Source organism: Erwinia endophytica (assembly GCF_009295515.1).
Classification (GTDB): Bacteria; Pseudomonadota; Gammaproteobacteria; order Enterobacterales; family Enterobacteriaceae; genus Erwinia; species Erwinia endophytica.
This window is the reverse complement of the sequence record NZ_RQVV01000032.1, coordinates 115,589-134,565: the sequence shown is the minus strand read 5'-3', so window position 1 is coordinate 134,565 and position 18,977 is coordinate 115,589. Positions and strand designations below refer to the sequence as shown.

Genomic DNA, 18,977 nt, shown 5'->3' with positions numbered 1-18,977 from the left:
AACCTCACTGGCGAATAGGCAGATAAACCGAGAATTCAGTGTGACCAGGCCAACTGTTGAATTCTATTTTCCCTGAATGCTGATCGATAAGGCTACGGGCGATGGACAGGCCTAAGCCCGTTCCTCCTTCGCGGCCGCTCACCATCGGATAAAACAGCGTATCCTGCAGTTGTGCCGGAATACCGGGGCCATCATCTTCGATATCGATGCGAGCCACCAGGCGATAACGTACTCCATGCAGCGTCAATTGAAATGCCGTACGGGTACGAAGTGTAATAGTGCCGCCTTTTTCACCCAACGCCTGTAGCGCGTTGCGTACAACGTTCAGCAGAACTTGTTCGATCTGATCCGGATCGTGGGGCAGCTCCGGCAGGCTGGGATCGTAATCCCGAACCAGCGTCACGTTATCAGGCAGTTCCATCGACACCAGATTGACTACGCGTTCCGCCGCCTGATGGATACTTTGAGTCACGTGCATGCCTGGCTGCTGCGGGCCAAGCAGACGATCAACCAGATTGCGCAGGCGGTCGGCCTGCTCAATGATAACCTTGGTATATTCGGTTAAAGACGGATCGGGGAGGGCTTTCGCTAACAGCTGCGCAGCGCCTCGTAATCCTCCCAGCGGGTTTTTAATCTCATGGGCCAGACCCCGGACCAAATCTCGGGCAGCCACCTGCTGAGCATGTTGAATCTGTTCCTGACTGAGGCGACGCTGATTATCCATCGGCGCCATTTCGAGCAGGATTAAACCATCGGGCAAACGCTGCGCGGTTAACGACATAATATGCGCGCGGCTGTCGACTACCAGAGTCACTTCACTGTCGGTAAAGCCCTGACCTGCGTTCAGACTCTCGCGCATGACGTCGATATTTAACGAAAAATACCCCATCAGTTCCGGCAGCGGTGTACCAAACAGCTTGCGGGAACTTTGCGCTAACAGCTGCTGTGCGGCAGGGTTGGCGTAATGCACCACCAGTTCGCTATCCACCAGCAAAATACTGTTAATCAGAGAGTTGAGAATCTGCCCAGCATCGGGCAGCATGCCTGTTGCCATACAGCGTTCTCCTGCACCTTTTTGGTGCATTATAGTCATGGAAACCGAACGTCGTTTTCCTGAACGATGAATTCGTGGAGAAAAAAGCCCATCCGGAGATGGGCTAAAGTTTCCACGGCAACAAAAAAACCTCAAACCAATTAAACGCTGTAGTACAGCTCGAACTCGACCGGATGCGGCGTCATACGAACGCGATCCAACTCTGATTTACGCAGTTCGATGTAGGCATCAATGGCGTCGTCCGTGAACACGCCGCCACGAGTCAGGAACTCACGGTCTTCATTCAGAGCATTCAGCGCTTCTTCCAGTGAACCTGCCACTTTTGGAATCTCAGCTTCTTCTTCCGGTGGTAAGTCATAGAGGTTTTTGTCCATCGCGTCGCCAGGATGGATTTTGTTGATGATCCCGTCCAGGCCGGCCATCAGCAGTGCAGAGAAGCACAGATATGGGTTAGCGGCGGGATCGGGGAAGCGAGCTTCAATACGGCGGGCTTTCGGGCTGGCAACCACAGGAATACGGATAGACGCAGAACGGTTACGGGCAGAGTAAGCCAGCATAACAGGCGCTTCATAACCCGGGACCAGACGTTTGTATGAGTTGGTGGTTGGGTTAGACAGGGCGTTGATCGCTTTCGCGTGCTTGATAACACCGCCAATATAGAACAGGGCAGTTTCAGACAAACCGCCGTACTTGTCGCCAGCGAACAGGTTGGTGCCGCCTTTAGACAGGGACATGTGGCAGTGCATACCGGAGCCGTTATCACCAAAAATAGGTTTTGGCATGAAGGTCGCGGTTTTGCCGTAAGCGTGGGCAACGTTGTGCACGACATATTTGTAGATCTGAATTTCATCCGCTTTTTTGGTCATGGTATTGAAGCGGGTAGCCACTTCGTTCTGACCTGCTGTTGCCACTTCGTGGTGATGAGCTTCAACAACCAGCCCCATCTGCTCCATGGTCAGACACATGGCGGAACGGATGTCCTGTGAAGAGTCGACCGGAGGAACCGGGAAATAACCGCCTTTCACCGATGGACGATGACCTTTGTTGCCATCTTCGTATTCTTTACCGGTATTCCAGGCGGCTTCAATATCGTCGATAGCAACATGAGAGCCGGAAATGGAAGTACCAAAGCGAATATCGTCAAACAGGAAGAACTCGGGTTCCGGTCCAAATAAAACGGTATCTGCGATCCCAGAAGCGCGCAGGAAGTCTTCCGCACGCTTGGCGATGGAGCGTGGGTCACGATCATAGCCCTGCATCGTACCTGGCTCGAGGATGTCACAACGGATGATTAGCGTAGGGTCTTCATAGAATGGATCCAGAACAGCGGTAGTCGCATCAGGCATCAATACCATGTCTGATTCGTTAATCCCTTTCCAGCCACCAATCGATGAGCCGTCAAACATTTTGCCTTCTTCGAAGAAGTCAGCGTTAACCTGATGAGCAGGAATCGTGACGTGCTGTTCTTTACCTTTAGTATCGGTAAAACGCAGATCAACAAATTTGACTTCGTGCTCGTTCATCATCGACAGAACGTGTTCAGCGGACATACTTAACTCTCCTGGATTTTGTCATTGTCGTCGTGGTTAGGGAGCTTTACGGCGTACCATAATTTTGCTTATTTGGCACTGTCATCCGATAATTAAAGATCCCTGACAAGCTATTACCGTTGTGGAAACTGGCATTCTTCGCTTGCATGTTTTAAAGCGAAATCTATGCCAACTTTCTTAACTGGCTGAAAAAGCGCTATGATGCGCCCTCTCGTGAAACGAGGGCTGCACCATGATGGAAAATGCGCACCATCATGGTGCATAACTGTGCACCTTAAGCACCATGTTAGTGCATTATTTCGACGGGGTGCAATTTTTGCACTGTAAATGGCTATAAAAAGCAATGCTGGCAGTAATCTTTAATTGATATTTGTGATCCTGTTCAGTCCTTCGATTAATCCGTGTACAATAGCGCGCTATTTCTAATGCCTGAGGCAAAGCTGTGATCGAAAATTTGCGTAACATCGCCATTATTGCCCACGTTGACCATGGTAAAACCACCCTGGTTGATAAGTTGCTGCAGCAGTCCGGTACCTTTGATGCCCGTACTGAAGCAACTGAGCGCGTAATGGACTCCAACGATTTGGAGAAAGAGCGTGGGATTACCATCCTCGCAAAAAACACCGCCATTAAATGGAATGACTACCGCATTAATATCGTGGATACCCCAGGACACGCCGATTTCGGTGGTGAGGTAGAACGTGTGATGTCAATGGTCGACTCGGTGCTACTGGTTGTGGATGCAATGGATGGCCCTATGCCGCAAACCCGCTTCGTGACCAAAAAAGCGTTTGCTAACGGTCTGAAGCCGATCGTGGTCATCAATAAAGTTGACCGTCCTGGCGCGCGCCCTGACTGGGTTGTGGACCAGGTATTTGATTTGTTCGTTAACCTGGATGCGACTGACGAGCAGCTCGACTTTCCGGTGATTTATGCTTCAGCCCTGAATGGCATCGCGGGTCTTGACCATACCAACATGGCGGAAGACATGACGCCATTGTATGAAGCCATCGTAAAACATGTTTCTCCTCCGCAGGTTGAGGCAGACGAGCCGTTCCAGATGCAGATTTCACAACTGGACTACAACAACTATGTTGGGGTTATCGGCATCGGTCGTATCAAGCGCGGTAAAGTGAAGCCAAACCAGCAGGTCACTATCATTGATAGTGAAGGTAAAACCCGCAATGCTAAAGTTGGTAAAGTGCTGACTCACCTGGGTCTGGAGCGTATTGATGCGACTGAGGCTGAAGCTGGCGATATCATTGCCATCACCGGTCTGGGTGAACTGAATATCTCCGATACTATTTGTGATCCACAGAATGTACAGGCGCTACCTGCTCTGAGCGTGGATGAACCCACTGTGACCATGTTCTTTAACGTCAATACTTCGCCGTTTTGCGGTAAAGAAGGTAAGTATGTGACGTCGCGTCAGATCCTTGACCGTCTGAATAAAGAGCTGGTGCACAATGTGGCGTTGCGCGTTGAAGAAACTGAAGATGCTGATGCCTTCCGCGTATCTGGTCGTGGTGAGTTGCATCTGTCTGTATTGATCGAAAACATGCGTCGTGAAGGTTTTGAACTGGCGGTATCTCGTCCGAAAGTTATTTTCCGTGAGTTCGAAGGGCGTAAACAAGAGCCGTTCGAAAACGTGACGCTGGATATCGAGGAACAGCATCAGGGTGCGGTCATGCAGGCAATGGGTGAACGTAAAGCCGACATGAAAAACATGGATCCCGATGGCAAAGGTCGTGTGCGTCTTGACTACGTTATCCCAAGCCGTGGTCTGATTGGTTTTCGTAATGAATTCATGACGATGACTTCCGGTACCGGTCTGTTGTACTCCACCTTCAGCCACTATGACGATGTTCGTCCAGGTGAAGTTGGCCAGCGTCAGAACGGCGTGCTGATCTCTAACGGTCAGGGTAAAGCCGTGGCGTTTGCGCTGTATAGCTTGCAGGATCGCGGTAAGCTGTTCCTGGGGCATGGTGCAGAAGTGTATGAAGGGCAGATCATCGGTATTCACAGTCGTTCTAATGACCTGACAGTTAACTGCCTGACAGGTAAGAAACTGACGAACATGCGTGCTTCTGGTACTGATGAAGCAACGACTCTGGTTCCAGCGATTAAGATGACGCTTGAGCAGGCGATCGAATTTATCGATGACGATGAACTGGTCGAAGTGACACCTTTGTCTGTACGTATTCGTAAACGTCACCTGACTGAAAACGATCGTAAACGCGCCGCGCGCGGCAGCAAAGACGTTTAAACGATCATTAGATCGGCAGGGCTGGCTTCTTTCAGCCCTGCTTTGTTTTCTTTTTAAATCTTCCTTCCAGTTTTAAATCCCCGACCTGTTCAGACATTCATTTTATCGCTAGAGTGAACAATTCACCGGAACAAAAGGAGATGGCTATGCTGTATATCTTTGATTTAGGTAACGTCATTGTTGATATTGATTTCAACCGGGTCTTGGGCGTTTGGAGCGATCTGGGACGTGTGCCGTTAGCTACACTGCAAAACCATTTCACCCTGGGCGAGAGCTTTCATCGTCATGAGCGCGGTGAAATAAGCGATGAGGACTTTGCCGCCCAAACTTGCGACGAACTTGACCTGGCGTTGAGTTTTGAACAATTTACTGCGGGCTGGCAAGCTATTTTCGTTGGTGTTCGTCAGGACGTGCTGCAGATAATGAAAATGCTGCGTGATCGGGGCGAGCGAGTGGTTATCCTTTCCAACACCAACGCGCTGCATTGTTCCTTCTGGCCTGCTCTGTATCCTGAAGTGCAGAGTGCTGCGGATAAACTCTATCTTTCGCAGGAGATGGGGATGCGCAAGCCTGAGGCGCGTATTTACCAGCAGGTTCTGTATGAAGAGGGTTTTACTGCTGAGCAGACTATTTTCTTTGATGACAACCTGGAGAATATCGAAGGTGCGCGTGCGCTTGGGATCCAGAGTATTCATGTCACAGATGCCAGCATCATCCCCGCTTTCTTTGCTGAACATCGGTAATGATACGTCGTATTATTAATCACTACCGACATCGCCTGCGAGCGATATGGTTATGGATAAAACTTCTCTGGCAGCGTATCGACGAGGATGCGATGACTACGCTGGCCGGTAATTTGGCCTATGTCTCGCTGTTGGCACTGGTTCCTTTGGTGGCGGTGGTGTTTGCCTTGTTTGCTGCTTTCCCGGCGTTTGCCACGGTCAGTAGCCAACTAAAAACGTTTATTTTCAAAAATTTTGTTCCGGCGTCTGGCACCGCTATTCAGAGCTACCTTGAGCAGTTTGTGGCGAACGTGAATAAGATGACTGCGGTAGGTGCCTGCGGTCTGGTGGTGACGGCGCTATTGCTGATGTACTCCATCGATTCAGCGCTAAACACCATCTGGCGTAGTAAACGCAAGCGCCCGCTGGTTTACTCCTTTGCGGTTTACTGGATGATCCTGACGTTGGGACCGCTCCTGGCTGGCGGGAGCCTGGCTATTAGCTCATACCTGCTTTCGCTTAGTTGGGCTTCGGTCAGTGGTGTTAGCGGGCTAATTGATCATGGGCTGCGTTTTTTCCCGTTGCTGCTCTCCTGGCTCTCATTTTGGTTGCTTTATAGCATTGTGCCCACCCGGCAGGTCGCGGGTCGCGATGCGTTGGTTGGTGCGCTGGTTGCCGGGATACTTTTTGAGCTGGGGAAAAAAGCCTTTGCGCTCTATGTTACGATGTTCCCTTCATATCAGTTGATTTATGGCGTATTGGCAGTTATTCCCATCCTGTTTCTTTGGGTGTACTGGACCTGGTGTATTGTATTACTGGGGGCTGAAATTTCTGCCACTTTGGGTGACTATCGCCAGTTGACGCAGCAGGAACAAGAAAAAGAAGACGAGGAATCATGATTGCCTTAATTCAACGGGTACTGAGTGCCAGCGTTGCGGTGGCGGGAGAGACCATCAGTGACATCGGGCCTGGATTGCTCATCTTACTGGGGGTGGAAAAAGGTGATGATCAGCAAAAAGCGCAACGGTTATGTGAGCGTGTGTCAGGTTACCGTGTTTTCGGCGACGCCCAGGGAAAAATGAACCTTAACCTTCAACAGACCGGGGGCAGCCTGCTGGTGGTATCACAGTTCACCCTGGCTGCGGACACGCACAAAGGTATGCGCCCGGGTTTTTCGCGTGGCGCAGAACCTGCGGAAGCCGAGCGACTATATGAGTATTTTGTCGAGTGCTGTCGTGAAAAGGGTATTACTACAGAGACCGGGCGTTTTGCCGCCGATATGCAGGTTGCCCTGGTCAATGATGGCCCCGTAACTTTCTGGCTGCAGGTGTGAGGCAGTTAGCAGAATGGCACGGAAGCGGATCTGGCTCAGAGAGAGAGAAGCATTTTATGTATCACCTTCGCGTTCCTGAAACAGCGGAAGAACTGGATACTTACTATCAGTTTCGTTGGGAAATGCTCCGTAAGCCCCTTCATCAACCTATGGGCTCTGAACGGGATGCCTGGGATGCGCTGGCGCATCATCAGATGGTGGTGGATGAACGTGGCGATCCGGTGGCCGTGGGGCGGTTGTACATCAATGGCGACAATGAAGCCGCGATACGTTTTCTGGCGGTACACCCTTCCGTGCAGGGTAAAGGGCTGGGGACGCTGGTGGCGATGACCCTGGAGTCTGTCGCGCGGCAGGAAGGCGCCAAGCGAGTGGTTTGTAGTGCCCGTGAAGACGCGGTGGAGTTCTTTGCCAAGCTTGGTTATGTCAATGAAGGGGAAATTACTGCTCCGCAGACCACACCAGTGCGCCATTTCCTGATGATTAAGCCCGTCGTCACCCTGGATGACATTTTGCACCGTGCGGATTGGTGCGGTCAACTACAGCAGGCCTGGTACGATCACATTCCGTTAAGTGAGAAAATGGGGGTGCGCATACTGCAGTATACCGGACAGAAATTTATCACTACCATGCCGGAAACGGGTAATCAAAACCCACACCATACTCTGTTTGCTGGCAGTCTGTTCTCGCTGGCTACGCTGACCGGCTGGGGACTTATCTGGTTGTTACTGCGTGAGCGCCATCTGGGCGGCACGATTATTCTGGCCGATGCGCACATTCGCTACAGCCATCCGATCAGTGGTAAGCCGGGCGCGGTGGCCGATCTGGGCTCACTGAGCGGAGATCTGGATCGCCTGGCGCGTGGACGTAAGGCGCGTGTACAACTGGAAGTCGAACTGTTTGGCAATGAACAATGCGGTGCGGTCTTTGAGGGGGTGTATATCGTCCTGCCTGCTGATCCGGACGGCCCGTTGGAGCCGGGGGGATCTGGCGGTTAATCCCCCCTGCGCCAGCGCTATATAATGAACGGCATAAACCCGCTTCATAGTCTGCTGATGTTGATAAAAACCTTCTCTTATTCAATGTACCGATGAGCATCAGGCGGGAACGACTTTCCGGGCGGATAAGCCCGGTCTGTATAGAGTCTGTTCCGCCAGGATGGCTCATATCCTTAAACTATCACTGTGCTTGAGTCACCTGACCGTTGATCATGGTCTGTTGCAGTGTTTGATCGCCAGCCATTACTGACAGAGAGCCGTTCATGGCGGATTTCAATGGTGTGCCTGCGGCAAGGTTGCCCTGTAATTTCAGTTGTAAATTGGCATTGCCTTCCAGTGATAGCAGCGGCCAGCCCCAGTTGTGCAGCAGGTTTACTGGCACGTCGTGTCCGTCCAGTGTCAATGACAGGTCACGCTGCGGCTGTTGAGAAAGCGTCGCCTGGCTTTTCACCATCCCGTCATGGGTGAGCGCGTTCATTTCTGTCACATTGATGTGATTGTCTTCAGCGTTAAGGGTAATAGAGGGACTGCGGACATCCACACCATTAAATGTCGCTTCTGCCGCATTAAGACTTAAATTACCGGACCAGATGCCCCACTGATGATTGCGGGCCATCAACAGATTGCTACCATTGCCTTCCAGAGACGTTAACTGGAAAGGAAAATCAGGATTAATATCGATTATCAGATTGCGGTTCGTGGTCAATTTCGTCACTTCCACACTGTTCAGCCAATCGGGTAGGCGAGTCATCCAGCGATCACGCCAGTCCTGTGGCAACGTATACTCGAGCCCTGTCACGGCCAACTCATCCAGGGTCAGTTTTTTATCACGACGAGTCCAGTGACCTGACGAGCGGATCAACCCCTTAACCCAGCGTGAGCTGAATTGCTTCAGTGTGATACCTGCCGGTGAAAAGGCCAGATTAACGATCGGATCGTTCAGCTCAAGGCTGCCGTTAATAAACGTACTGGCATTCATTGACAGTGAGCCGTCATTGCTTTCCCAGTCACCGTTGCGCAGTGTGATGTTTTTCAACGTCATATCCAGATCGGTCACTGCCCAGTCAGTACCTTCCAGGCGGGCATCTGTCACATCGATATGGTCAAAGTGGATGAAAGGCAGCGCCAATATTGGCGCGAAGAAACCAGGGAGAGACTGAGCACTTTGCCAACGGATGCCGTTAAGCCGCAGGTTAGCCACCTGCCAGTTGCCCAGGGTATCCCGTTGTGCACTGGCTGTAATAGACCCCAGCGCCACATCGGCCCCAAGATTACTCATCACCAGTTGATGATGACGGAGGCTGCCCTCTAACAGTACATTGGTGGCCTGGACGCCGTTAATCTCCAGCGTTCCCGCGCTCATCTGGAAGCTGGCATCATCACCAATGACATTTCCTGCCTGGGGTTTCCACGGCATAATGCCGCCATCTACCTGTTTCGCGGTCAGGGGGAATTTACTGCCAGAATTGTTGACGGCCATGTGATTCAGTTGCAGTCGACTGGCAGAGAAAGCCAGTGGTTTATCGCTATCACTGACGTTAAGTGTGCCATTTTCCAGCCAGATACTGGCGAAATGCAGTGGATTTGAAAATTGTTTACCGCTAAGACCCAGATCGACTTTCCGCGCCACGACAAGAGCAGGTTGAGCTTTACGCCCAAAGGAAAGGTTATCGAGTATCAGGTGGGAAGGATCGGAAAAGTTATGTTCCAGTTTGGTAAAGGTTATCTGATAGTCGCTGTGTTGACTGGCTGTGCGGCTGAGCCAGTTGGCGCCCCACTGTGTTTGTAGCAGAACATAAACCGCCACCAGTATCAGCAGTAGTAACAGCAGAATTGTCAGCAAAATTTTTCCGATGGCTTTCATCGCATCTGTTCCTTTGAGCGTTCGGCAAAGGATTGTTATGCCTGATTTATCACCGAAGCTCAACCGCCAGATGGCGACGGTGATAACCCATGGACTGTCCGCCGCCCTTGTGGCAGAAGAGATTATTTCTCTTGCGGGAACAGCAAATTCAGAACTATTGCCGTGATACCGCCGGCGGCAATACCGGAAGAAAGTAACGTTTTCAGCCAGTCAGGTGCGAATTGCAGGATCAGCGGTTGCTGAGAAACGCCCAGACCGATGGCCAGCGATAACGCGATAATCATGATCGCCCGGCGGTTTAACGGTTCGCGAGACACGATACGGACACCTGAGGCCGCAATGGTGCCAAACATGACGATAGTGGCGCCGCCGAGAACCGGCTCAGGAATATGCTGAACAAAACCGCTCACCGCCGGGAACAGACCCAGCACGATCAGCATCAGCGCTACCACGAAGCCAACGTGACGGCTGGCTACGCCAGTCAGTTGGATGACACCATTGTTTTGGCCAAAGCATGAGTTGGGGAAGGTGTTGAACAGAGCTGAGAGACAGGAATTAAGCCCATTAGCCAGTACGCCACCTTTCAGACGTTTCATATATAACGGACCGCTGACGGGTTGTTCAGAGACGTCAGAGGTGGCAGTGATATCGCCAATCGTTTCCAGCGAGGTCACCATAAACACTAACATCAGAGGGATCAGCAAGTTCCAGTCAATACTCAGGCCATAATAGAACGGCATCGGTATGGCAATCAGTGCCTGATTAGAGGAGGGGGTATTTTCCGGCAGCATGTCCAGCATCCAGGCCAGTAGGTAACCGACGGCCATTGCAATAACTAAAGAGGCAACGCGTAGGTAAGGATTACGCTGTCGGTTGAGCAGGATAATCACCAGTAGCACCGCGCCCGCCAGGAGCAGATTTTTCGGCGCGCCAAAGGTGTGATGACTTATTGCAGTAAAGCCGCCGCCAATAGACGTCAGACCAACTTGAATCAGTGACAGACCAATAATCATCACCACAATACCGGAAACCAGCGGCGTAATGATACGACGAGCCAGATGAAGTACGCGTGAGAGCAACATCTCGGTGATGGAGGCTAGCATCAGCGTACCAAACAAGGCCGCCATCATCGTTGGCACATCCGCCCCGGCGTTTTTCAGTGCCATTCCCCCCATAATCAGCGGTGTAACGAAGTTAAAGCTGGTGCCCTGAATTGATAACAGGCCGGAACCAACGGGACCCCAGGTTTTGATCTGCAATAGAGACGCAAGCCCGGAGGCAAACAGCGACATGCTGATAATGTGTTGAGTATCCTGAGTGGGTAAGCCAAGAGCCTGACAAATCAGCAAGGCAGGAGTGATGACAGCGACAAACATCGCCAGCAAATGCTGACAGGCTGCGAACAACGTTTGCGGTAGTGGGGGACTGTCTTCAAGGCGATAGATCAATTCACTTTTTGTCGTAGATAAGGGGGTGTGGTGTGTATCGGCTTCAGGGGTATTGACGGCCATGCTCTTGGATCTCTGAGAAACAAAGTGGCGATTTTAATCATAAGCGGGGTAAAAGCAAACGATTGCCAGCGCTTCTGTTTTACTGCCACGTTATTGTTGTTCCTGTTTGCAGAGCGAGGTTTGATATAAAGACCAATTTAGATTAAAAATGAGTCAGAAAATAATTAAGATTTCTGGAAAATGGTCAATGCATAAATCCCAGGGAGATTATTCAAGTCAGTGAAAATAAGCGCGTAAACCGCGTATTTGCAAACTGAATTATGAAGTAAACATAATAATAACCACTACTTTCAGCTACCATACTGGAAAATAACAACATTGGCTTTCAATAAAAAATGGTACTGTTATTGTGCGGGTTGTCTTGACAAGATAGAGATTTTTTAAAAATTCCCAATATATCACTGGCAGTGAGTTAACTGCGTTTTTTTCCGAAAATTAACAGAATGAATTGAATTGACAGGGTATATGCTTGACTCTATTTATTCGCATGAATAGAGTGAATAATATAATTTTGATAATTTTGATAATTTTGATAATTTTGATAATTTTGATAATTTTGATAATTTTGATAATTTTGATAATTTTGATAATTTTGATAATTTTGATAATTTTGATAATTTTGATAATTTTGATAATTTTGATAATTTTGATAATTTTTGACCACACGTATGAACCAACATGATCTGATCAAAAGAAAAATTGAGTATCAAGGTGAGTTATCATACCATCCTGATATGCATGTTTTATTTACCAGTGATAAGCATTACCTTACTTATTGCGGTGTGTGTATTTTTTCAATTATTGAAGCTAATCCAGGCTTTAAAATAAAATTCCATATCTTTGTTGATGAATATGATCAGCTCTTTTCTGCCACATTTTTTTCAATATATAGGCATGTTAGCGCAACTGTCTATCTCCTGGATAATAATATTTTTAACGGTCTTCAAGTTTACGATTTTTACCCCAAATCAATCTATTACAGAATAATTTCCTCAAATATTTTAGCCTCAGAGGCAGGCGTACTGTTCTATCTTGATTGTGACATTGTTTGTAATGGTGATATTTCCTCATTACTGGAAATTGATATGAAAAGCTACACAATCGCTGCTGTGCATGATAAGGGAATGAATAAAGACTATCTGCGCTATCTTGGGTTGAGCAATGACAAAAAATATTTTAATTCAGGAGTGATGTTAATCAATACTCAGGCCTGGGTGAAAAATAATGTGATGGAAAAATTTTTTGAAAAAATTCAGGAGAGAAAATATCAGTATCCTGACCAGGACTGTCTGAATATTATTCTGGATCAGGACGTATTTTTTCTGGATCAATCGTTTAATTTTATACCCAAGAATAAAAACACTGATAAGAAACCCATTTTTATTCATTATGCTGGTCAGACAAAACCATGGAGTATTTCAATCGAGGAGACGGGCTATAACAAGCTCTACATTGATATATATAATCAATCGCCCTGGAAAGACGTACCACTTGTCCCGCCCAAAAAAGCCTATGAATCATTTCACTACGCTAAAAAATTACTACTGAAGAGAAAGATTGTACTCGCATCATTCTGGCTAACAATATCAATCTGTCAGTTTTTATCGAAAAAAATCAGAAGTATTTTCTGATGGCTTCTATAACGGTGCGAGAAGAAGTCAGACATTAGTGTAGCGTTGTGTTTCCGGGAGCCAGCGTTCAATCAGTGCCCGGGCCTGTTCAGGATAGTGCTGGTGGATATGTCGGGCGATACGCTGTACTTCCGGGATAATCGCACTGTCGCGGAGCAGGTCAGCGACTTTAAATTCCGCATTACCCGTCTGGCGGGTGCCCAGCAGCTCGCCTGGACCGCGGATTTCCAGATCGCACTGGGCAATAACAAAGCCATCGTTACTGTCGCGCAGCACTTGCAGGCGTTTTTGCGCGGTCTGACTCAGCGGTGCTTTGTACAGCAGAACACAGTGAGAGGCAACGGAACCACGACCAACACGGCCCCGCAGCTGGTGGAGCTGAGCCAGCCCCAGTCGTTCCGGGTTTTCGATAATCATCAGGCTGGCATTGGGAACATCCACTCCAACTTCGATAACCGTCGTGGCGATCAGCAGGTGAATGTCACCCTGTTTGAAAGCCTGCATAACAGTTTGTTTCTCTGTTGGTTTCATCCGTCCATGTACCAGACCGACCTGTAGTTCAGGTAGCGCCAGTTTCAGTTCTTGCCAGGTGGCTTCCGCCGCTTGCGCCTCTAACTGCTCTGATTCTTCAATCAGTGTGCAGACCCAGTACGCCTGGCGGCCTTCACAACAGGCGCGCTGAACGCGGGTAATAATATCAGCCCGACGGGTATCAGGGATGGCGACGGTGGTAATCGGCGTTCGACCGGGTGGCAGTTCGTCAATGGTTGAGGTATCCAGATCGGCATAAGCGGTCATCGCCAGAGTCCGTGGGATAGGCGTTGCTGTCATAATCAGCTGATGAGGATGAAACCCCTGCTGTTTACCCTTTTCCCACAGTGCCAGTCGTTGATGGACGCCAAAGCGATGTTGCTCATCAATAATCACCAGCGCCAGGTCGTTGAACTGGACTTGCTCCTGGAAAATCGCGTGGGTGCCAACGATCATCGAGACCTGCCCGCTGGCAATGGCTTCTTGCTGCGCCTGACGGGCTTTGCCTTTTTGCTTGCCAGCCAGCCAGCCAACGTCAATCCCCAGCGGGGCAAACCACTGGCGAAAATTATTGGCATGCTGTTCCGCCAGGAGTTCCGTTGGCGCCATCATCGCGACCTGTTTGCCCCAGGCGATAACGTTGAGTGCCGTCAGGGCAGCGACCAGCGTCTTACCGGAACCCACATCGCCTTGCACCAGTCGCATCATTGGGTAGTCATAGGCCAGATCCTGTTCTATTTCGCGAACGACCCGCTGTTGGGCGGCTGTTGGAGTGAAAGGTAAAGCGGCCAGCAATTTATCGCTGAGTTCGTGGCGGGCAGGCATAGGGAGAGCATGATAACGTTGAGCTCCCGCGCGTACGGCCAACATACTGAGATTGTGCGCCAGCAACTCTTCCATAATCAGACGGCGCTGCGCCGGATGCGTGCCGCTATCCAAGTCGGCCAGATCGGTATTGGGTGGTGGGCGGTGCAGCGTACGAATAGCGTCTGGCAGGCTCATCATCCCCTGACTGAGCTCAGGTGGCAATAGCTCGGTTATTGCACGGGTTTTCAGCAGTTCAAGAGCCTGGTCCGTGAGGTTGCGCAGCGTCGCCTGGCGAACACCTTCGGTGGTTGAATAAACCGGCGTCAGCGTTTCCTGTAGTTCCACCACGCTGTTATCACCCTGCACGCGGTATTCCGGATGAATTATTTCAGCGCCCCGCTGACCACGTTTGATTTCGCCATAGGCGATAACCCGGCGGCCGGGTGCCAGGCTGTTTTTCATGCCAGCATTAAAGTTGAAAAAGCGCAGAGTGAGGATGCCGGTACCGTCGCTGATTTGACAGGTTAGCATCCGGCGGCGACCAAAGGTGATATCGCTGTGTAGTACTTCACCCTCTACTGTGGCATAGCTATTAGGCAGTAATTCATTGATAGCGTAAAGTTGGGTGCGATCTTCGTAGCGCAGAGGCAGATGTAGCAGAAGGTCCTGCACTGTTCCCAATCCCAGCTTCGCCAGTTTGTTCGCCTGACTTGCGCCAACACCGGAAAGTGTACTCAGTGGGATGGCATCCAGCATGCGGCCTTTCATTTTCTGCGTACCGAGGCTTGCATTGTTGCCCACCAGTCAGGAGTCGCAATCACTTCGCCCCTGTCATTAATTTCCGGATAGGGCAGGCCTTTATGTTTGGCTACACGGGCCAGAACTGGATAACCGCCTTCAAACAGCAGACGTTGTTGCTCGTGGTATTCCAGAGTACTTTCCTGCCGCTGGTACATACCGGCGTTTTGCCGTTGACGCTGAGCTTCATACAGGATCAGCGCCGAGGCGACGGAAACATTCAGTGACTGCACCATGCCCGTCATTGGGATAATAATCTCTCTGTCAGCGAGATTAAGCGCTTCTTGAGTAATACCGGTTTTTTCCTGGCCCAACAGAATACAGGTCGGGCGGGTGTAATCAACATCGCGGAAATCCACCGCTTTATCAGAAAGATGTGTGGCGAGGATCTGCATTCCCTGGCCTTTGAGGTGGTCAACTGCATCGGCAATATTACGGTGAGTTTTCACCCGTACCCAACTATTGCTGCCAGCGGCCGACGAGGCCATGGTACGCATTCGGTTGCCGGGCCAGATCGCGTGGACTTCATGTACCCCAACCGCGTCCGCTGTACGGATCACGGCAGAGACGTTATGGGGTTTATGAACCTGTTCCATGCAGACCGTCAGATCGTGCTGACGAGCGGCCAGCATTTCGAGGATGCGGGCATAGCGTTGAGCATTCATGCGCTAGTTTCTGTTACGGTGAACTTTAATCACGTCCGGCATCACGCGGATTTTACGCATAATATTCGCCAGATGGATGCGATCGCGGGCAGTCAGACGGATAAAGGCGCTGTAAACACGGCCATCTTTTTCTTCCGTATTCAGGCTCTGAATGTTTGAGCCGGCGGTATTGATCGAGGCGGTTAGATTCGCCAGCGCACCCTGGTGGTTAAACATATCCACTTTAATCTCCGCCACGAACTCCTGATCGATAGCCTGATCCCATTCTACCGCCATAAATTTCTCCGGCTCTTTCTGGTAGCCTCGGATATTTCGGCACGATTCATGGTGTACCACCAGGCCTTTGCCTGGGCTGACGTGGGCGACAATCGGGTCGCCAGGGATGGGACGGCAGCATTTGGCAAAGGTGATCAGCACGCCATCGGCACCTTTGATCGGTAACTTGCTGCGTGAAGAACTGCTGGTGGACTGTACCACTGTCGTGGCCTGCTCACTCTGTTGCAGGTTTTTCGCCACCACGACGCTCATTGCGTTGCCGAGACCAATTTCAGCCAGCAAATCGTCCAGTGTGGCCAGCTTCATACGTTCCAGTTCGTGCTGAATGTTTTCTGGGGGGATCTCGGCCAGCTTACGGCTGCCACCCAGTGCATGATTGAGCAATCGGCGCCCCAGGCTGACAGAGTCGTCGCGCTTGAGGTTTTTCAGTAGTTGGCGGATTTTGGCCCGAGCTTTGGAGCTGACGACAAAGTTCAGCCATGCAGCATTGGGTCGTGCGCCAGGCGCGGTAATGATTTCGACCGTTTGTCCGCTGGTTAGCGGTTGTGACAGTGGATACGGTTGGCGATCGACCCGCGCGCCCACGCAGGCATGACCGATATCGGTATGCACGGCATAAGCAAAGTCGACAGGCGTCGCCCCGGCAGGCAGCTCGACAATGCGGCCTTCCGGAGTAAAAACGTAAATCTCATCCGGGAACAGATCGGATTTCACGCTTTCAATGAATTCGAAAGAACTGCCAGCGCTTTGCTGCAGTTCCAGCAAACTTTGCAGCCAGCGCTGGGCTCGGATTTGCGCTGTGGTGCTGCTTTCACCTTGTTCTTTATAAGCCCAATGGGCAGCCACCCCCATCTCTGCCATTTGATCCATATCTTCCGTACGGATTTGCACTTCAACCGGCACTCCATGAGGGCCGATCATCGAGGTATGAAGAGACTGATAACCGTTAGCCTTGGGAATAGCGATGTAATCTTTTACCCGGCCAGGACGTGGCTTATAGAGGCTGTGCATCTGTCCCAGCACCCGATAACAGGTATCGACATCACTGACAATCACCCGAAAAGCATAGATATCCATAATGGAATGGAAACGCTGCTCTTTAAGGTGCATTTTGCAGTAAATCGAATAAAGATGTTTTTCCCTTCCGCTGACGCGGCAGAGGATCCCGGCTTCCTGCAAGCGACCGTCGATTTCCGAGAGGATTTTCTGGATCATTTCTTTACGGTTGCCACGGGCCGCTTTGACCACTTCTTTGATCACGCGGTAGCGGTTGGGGTAAAGCGCCTCGAAACCCAGTTCTTCCAGCTCGGTTTTCAGGTGGTGAATACCCAATCGGTGGGCCAGTGGACTGTAGATCTCCAGCGTTTCCAGCGCAATACGGCGTTTTTTATCCGGACGTAATGCGCCCAGCGTCCGCATGTTGTGTGTACGGTCAGCCAGTTTGATCAGAATGACGCGGATATCCTGCACCATCGCCATGATCATTTTTCGGAAGTTTTCGGCCTGTGCTTCTTTTTTATCGCGGAATTTCAGTTTGTCGAGTTTGGAAACGCCTTCAACCAGTTCAGCGACAGTTTGACCAAACAGCTGTTCCATATCCTGATAGGTGGCGGGTGTGTCCTCGATAACGTCGTGCAGAAGCGCGGCCATGAGCGTTTCATGGTCGAGCTTCATCTCAGCCAGGATGCAGGCGACGGCAACCGGATGGGTAATATAAGGCTCACCACTGGACCGCGTCTGTCCCTCGTGAGCATCACGTGCGACAAGGTATGCTTGCTGAAGGCGCTTAATCTGCTCTTCAGGCAAGTATTTTTCAATCAGCTGATTGAGACTTTCAAACAGATACAAGGGCGAGCCTTCCGGCTAATAATTAACGGCGACCTTCAGCGATAGCGGTAACAGCCTGTAACTCTGCGGCTTCCTGCTCTTGCTGTTCCTGATGATCACGCACATCCAGAATCTGGTTAGTTATCAGACCTTCTTCGATTTCGCGCAGTGCGATCACGGTTGATTTGTCGTTTTCTTCCGGAACCAGCGGATCTTTTCCGCCAACCTGCATCTGACGAGCGCGACGAGCGGCGACCAGAACCAGGTCAAAACGGTTACCAATTTTTTCTACTGCGTCCTGTACGGTTACGCGTGCCATAAGTGTGATACTCCACGGGTGACGAAATGACTGGGCATCATACTGAGTTGTCCTCAGTCTGCCAACAGTTTGCTGATTAAAGCGTCATGACGGGCCTTTTGACGGCTCATTCGCAGACGCTCGGCGCGAATAATGGTTTTCAGATCCGACAATGCCAGATCAAAATCATCATTCACAATAAGGTAGTCATATTCTGCATAGTGACTCATTTCCGCGACAGCCTGGGTCATACGCCGGGCAATCACTTCTTCACTGTCCTGACCGCGGCCACGTAGACGGCGATCCAATTCATCTTTTGACGGCGGCAGCACGAAAATACTGCGTGCCTGTGGCATCTTCTGGCGAATTTGCTGCGCGCCCTGCCAGTCAATATCTAAAAAGACATCCACTCCGGTAGAGAGCACCTGCTCAATCGCGGCACGGGAGGTACCATAATAGTTGCCAAACACTTCGGCGTGTTCCAGGAAGGCGCCCTCCTTGATCATGTCGCGGAATTCGTCACGGGAAACAAAATAATAATGTTCGCCGTGATTCTCGCCCGGACGTACTCCTCTTGTGGTGTGGGAGATGGAAACCTGCGTGTCATATAACGGCTGTGTTTTCAGCAGCGCGTTGATCAGACTGGATTTACCTGCCCCACTGGGCGCTGAAACAATAAAAAGAGTGCCTTGAACCATGATTATTCTTGATATGCCAAAAAAGATGAGTCTACTTCCTGCACAGTATACACGGCTGAACCACAACATGCAGCGTTTCAGCTTCGCTGCATTATTTGTTGCTGAAAATGGAAAGCGACTCGCAGTGTCAATGTGACATTTCATGCTAAGC

General features: G+C 50.4%; 15 protein-coding genes. 6 read left to right on the top strand and 9 right to left on the bottom strand.

The features are described from left to right. Nucleotides 1-4: 4 nt before the first annotated feature. Both glnL and glnA read right to left on the bottom strand, forming a co-directional pair. Nucleotides 5-1,054: a nitrogen regulation protein NR(II) gene (gene glnL, locus EH228_RS10710; RefSeq protein WP_152321659.1), complete on the bottom strand. Its 1,050-nt coding sequence runs from the start codon at nucleotides 1,052-1,054 to the stop codon at nucleotides 5-7. 140 nt (nucleotides 1,055-1,194) lie between these two features. Continuing rightward, nucleotides 1,195-2,604, bottom strand: a complete 1,410-nt coding sequence (gene glnA, locus EH228_RS10705; RefSeq protein WP_152321658.1) for a glutamate--ammonia ligase — start codon at nucleotides 2,602-2,604, stop codon at nucleotides 1,195-1,197. Between the two features lie 442 nt (nucleotides 2,605-3,046). On the opposite strand from glnA, the gene typA reads away from it, so the two are divergent. From typA to fabY, 5 genes are all read left to right on the top strand, one after another. After that, a complete protein-coding gene (gene typA / locus EH228_RS10700; RefSeq protein ID WP_152321657.1) occupies nucleotides 3,047-4,870 on the top strand; it encodes a ribosome-dependent GTPase TypA in 1,824 nt (607 codons plus the stop codon). A 146-nt stretch (nucleotides 4,871-5,016) separates the two neighbouring features. Continuing rightward, nucleotides 5,017-5,613, top strand: a complete 597-nt coding sequence (gene yihX / locus EH228_RS10695; RefSeq protein WP_152321656.1) for a glucose-1-phosphatase — start codon at nucleotides 5,017-5,019, stop codon at nucleotides 5,611-5,613. After that, nucleotides 5,613-6,491: a virulence factor BrkB family protein gene (locus EH228_RS10690; protein WP_152321655.1), complete on the top strand. Its 879-nt coding sequence runs from the start codon at nucleotides 5,613-5,615 to the stop codon at nucleotides 6,489-6,491. Before yihX ends, EH228_RS10690 begins: the two co-directional genes overlap by 1 nt. Continuing rightward, complete coding sequence (gene dtd / locus EH228_RS10685) at nucleotides 6,488-6,925, top strand: D-aminoacyl-tRNA deacylase (RefSeq protein ID WP_152321654.1); 438 nt, start codon at nucleotides 6,488-6,490, stop codon at nucleotides 6,923-6,925. The genes EH228_RS10690 and dtd overlap by 4 nt, the downstream gene beginning before the upstream one ends. 56 nt (nucleotides 6,926-6,981) lie before the next feature. Further along, complete coding sequence (fabY, locus tag EH228_RS10680; RefSeq protein ID WP_152321653.1) at nucleotides 6,982-7,920, top strand: fatty acid biosynthesis protein FabY; 939 nt, start codon at nucleotides 6,982-6,984, stop codon at nucleotides 7,918-7,920. 181 nt (nucleotides 7,921-8,101) lie between these two features. Here the strand turns inward: fabY and EH228_RS10675 are convergent, their stop codons facing one another. Both EH228_RS10675 and EH228_RS10670 read right to left on the bottom strand, forming a co-directional pair. Next, nucleotides 8,102-9,784: an AsmA family protein gene (locus EH228_RS10675; RefSeq protein ID WP_152321652.1), complete on the bottom strand. Its 1,683-nt coding sequence runs from the start codon at nucleotides 9,782-9,784 to the stop codon at nucleotides 8,102-8,104. 122 nt (nucleotides 9,785-9,906) lie between these two features. Beyond that, nucleotides 9,907-11,295 carry a nucleobase:cation symporter-2 family protein gene (locus EH228_RS10670; protein ID WP_152321651.1) on the bottom strand — a complete coding sequence of 463 codons (1,389 nt, stop codon included), beginning with the start codon at nucleotides 11,293-11,295 and terminating at the stop codon, nucleotides 9,907-9,909. Nucleotides 11,296-11,963: 668 nt separating this feature from the next. Between EH228_RS10670 and EH228_RS10660 the strand changes: the two genes are divergently transcribed. Beyond that, entirely contained in the window at nucleotides 11,964-12,926 is a 963-nt protein-coding gene (locus tag EH228_RS10660; RefSeq protein ID WP_152321650.1) for a glycosyltransferase family 8 protein, read from the top strand. A 27-nt stretch (nucleotides 12,927-12,953) separates the two neighbouring features. Here the strand turns inward: EH228_RS10660 and recG are convergent, their stop codons facing one another. From recG to gmk, 5 genes are read right to left on the bottom strand one after another with little or no spacing between them, the layout of a single operon-like run. Next, nucleotides 12,954-15,032, bottom strand: coding sequence for an ATP-dependent DNA helicase RecG (recG, locus tag EH228_RS10655; RefSeq protein WP_152321649.1), 2,079 nt, complete (start codon nucleotides 15,030-15,032; stop codon nucleotides 12,954-12,956). Next, entirely contained in the window at nucleotides 15,029-15,727 is a 699-nt protein-coding gene (gene trmH / locus EH228_RS10650; protein WP_152321648.1) for a tRNA (guanosine(18)-2'-O)-methyltransferase TrmH, read from the bottom strand. Before trmH ends, recG begins: the two co-directional genes overlap by 4 nt. 3 nt (nucleotides 15,728-15,730) lie before the next feature. After that, the gene (gene spoT / locus EH228_RS10645; protein WP_152321647.1) at nucleotides 15,731-17,851 is read right to left on the bottom strand and encodes a bifunctional GTP diphosphokinase/guanosine-3',5'-bis pyrophosphate 3'-pyrophosphohydrolase; all 2,121 of its coding nucleotides are present in this window, start codon (nucleotides 17,849-17,851) and stop codon (nucleotides 15,731-15,733) included. Between the two features lie 22 nt (nucleotides 17,852-17,873). Continuing rightward, nucleotides 17,874-18,149, bottom strand: a complete 276-nt coding sequence (gene rpoZ / locus EH228_RS10640; protein WP_152321646.1) for a DNA-directed RNA polymerase subunit omega — start codon at nucleotides 18,147-18,149, stop codon at nucleotides 17,874-17,876. A gap of 53 nt (nucleotides 18,150-18,202) precedes the next feature. Then, nucleotides 18,203-18,826: a guanylate kinase gene (gmk, locus tag EH228_RS10635; protein WP_152321645.1), complete on the bottom strand. Its 624-nt coding sequence runs from the start codon at nucleotides 18,824-18,826 to the stop codon at nucleotides 18,203-18,205. Nucleotides 18,827-18,977 lie beyond the last annotated feature (151 nt).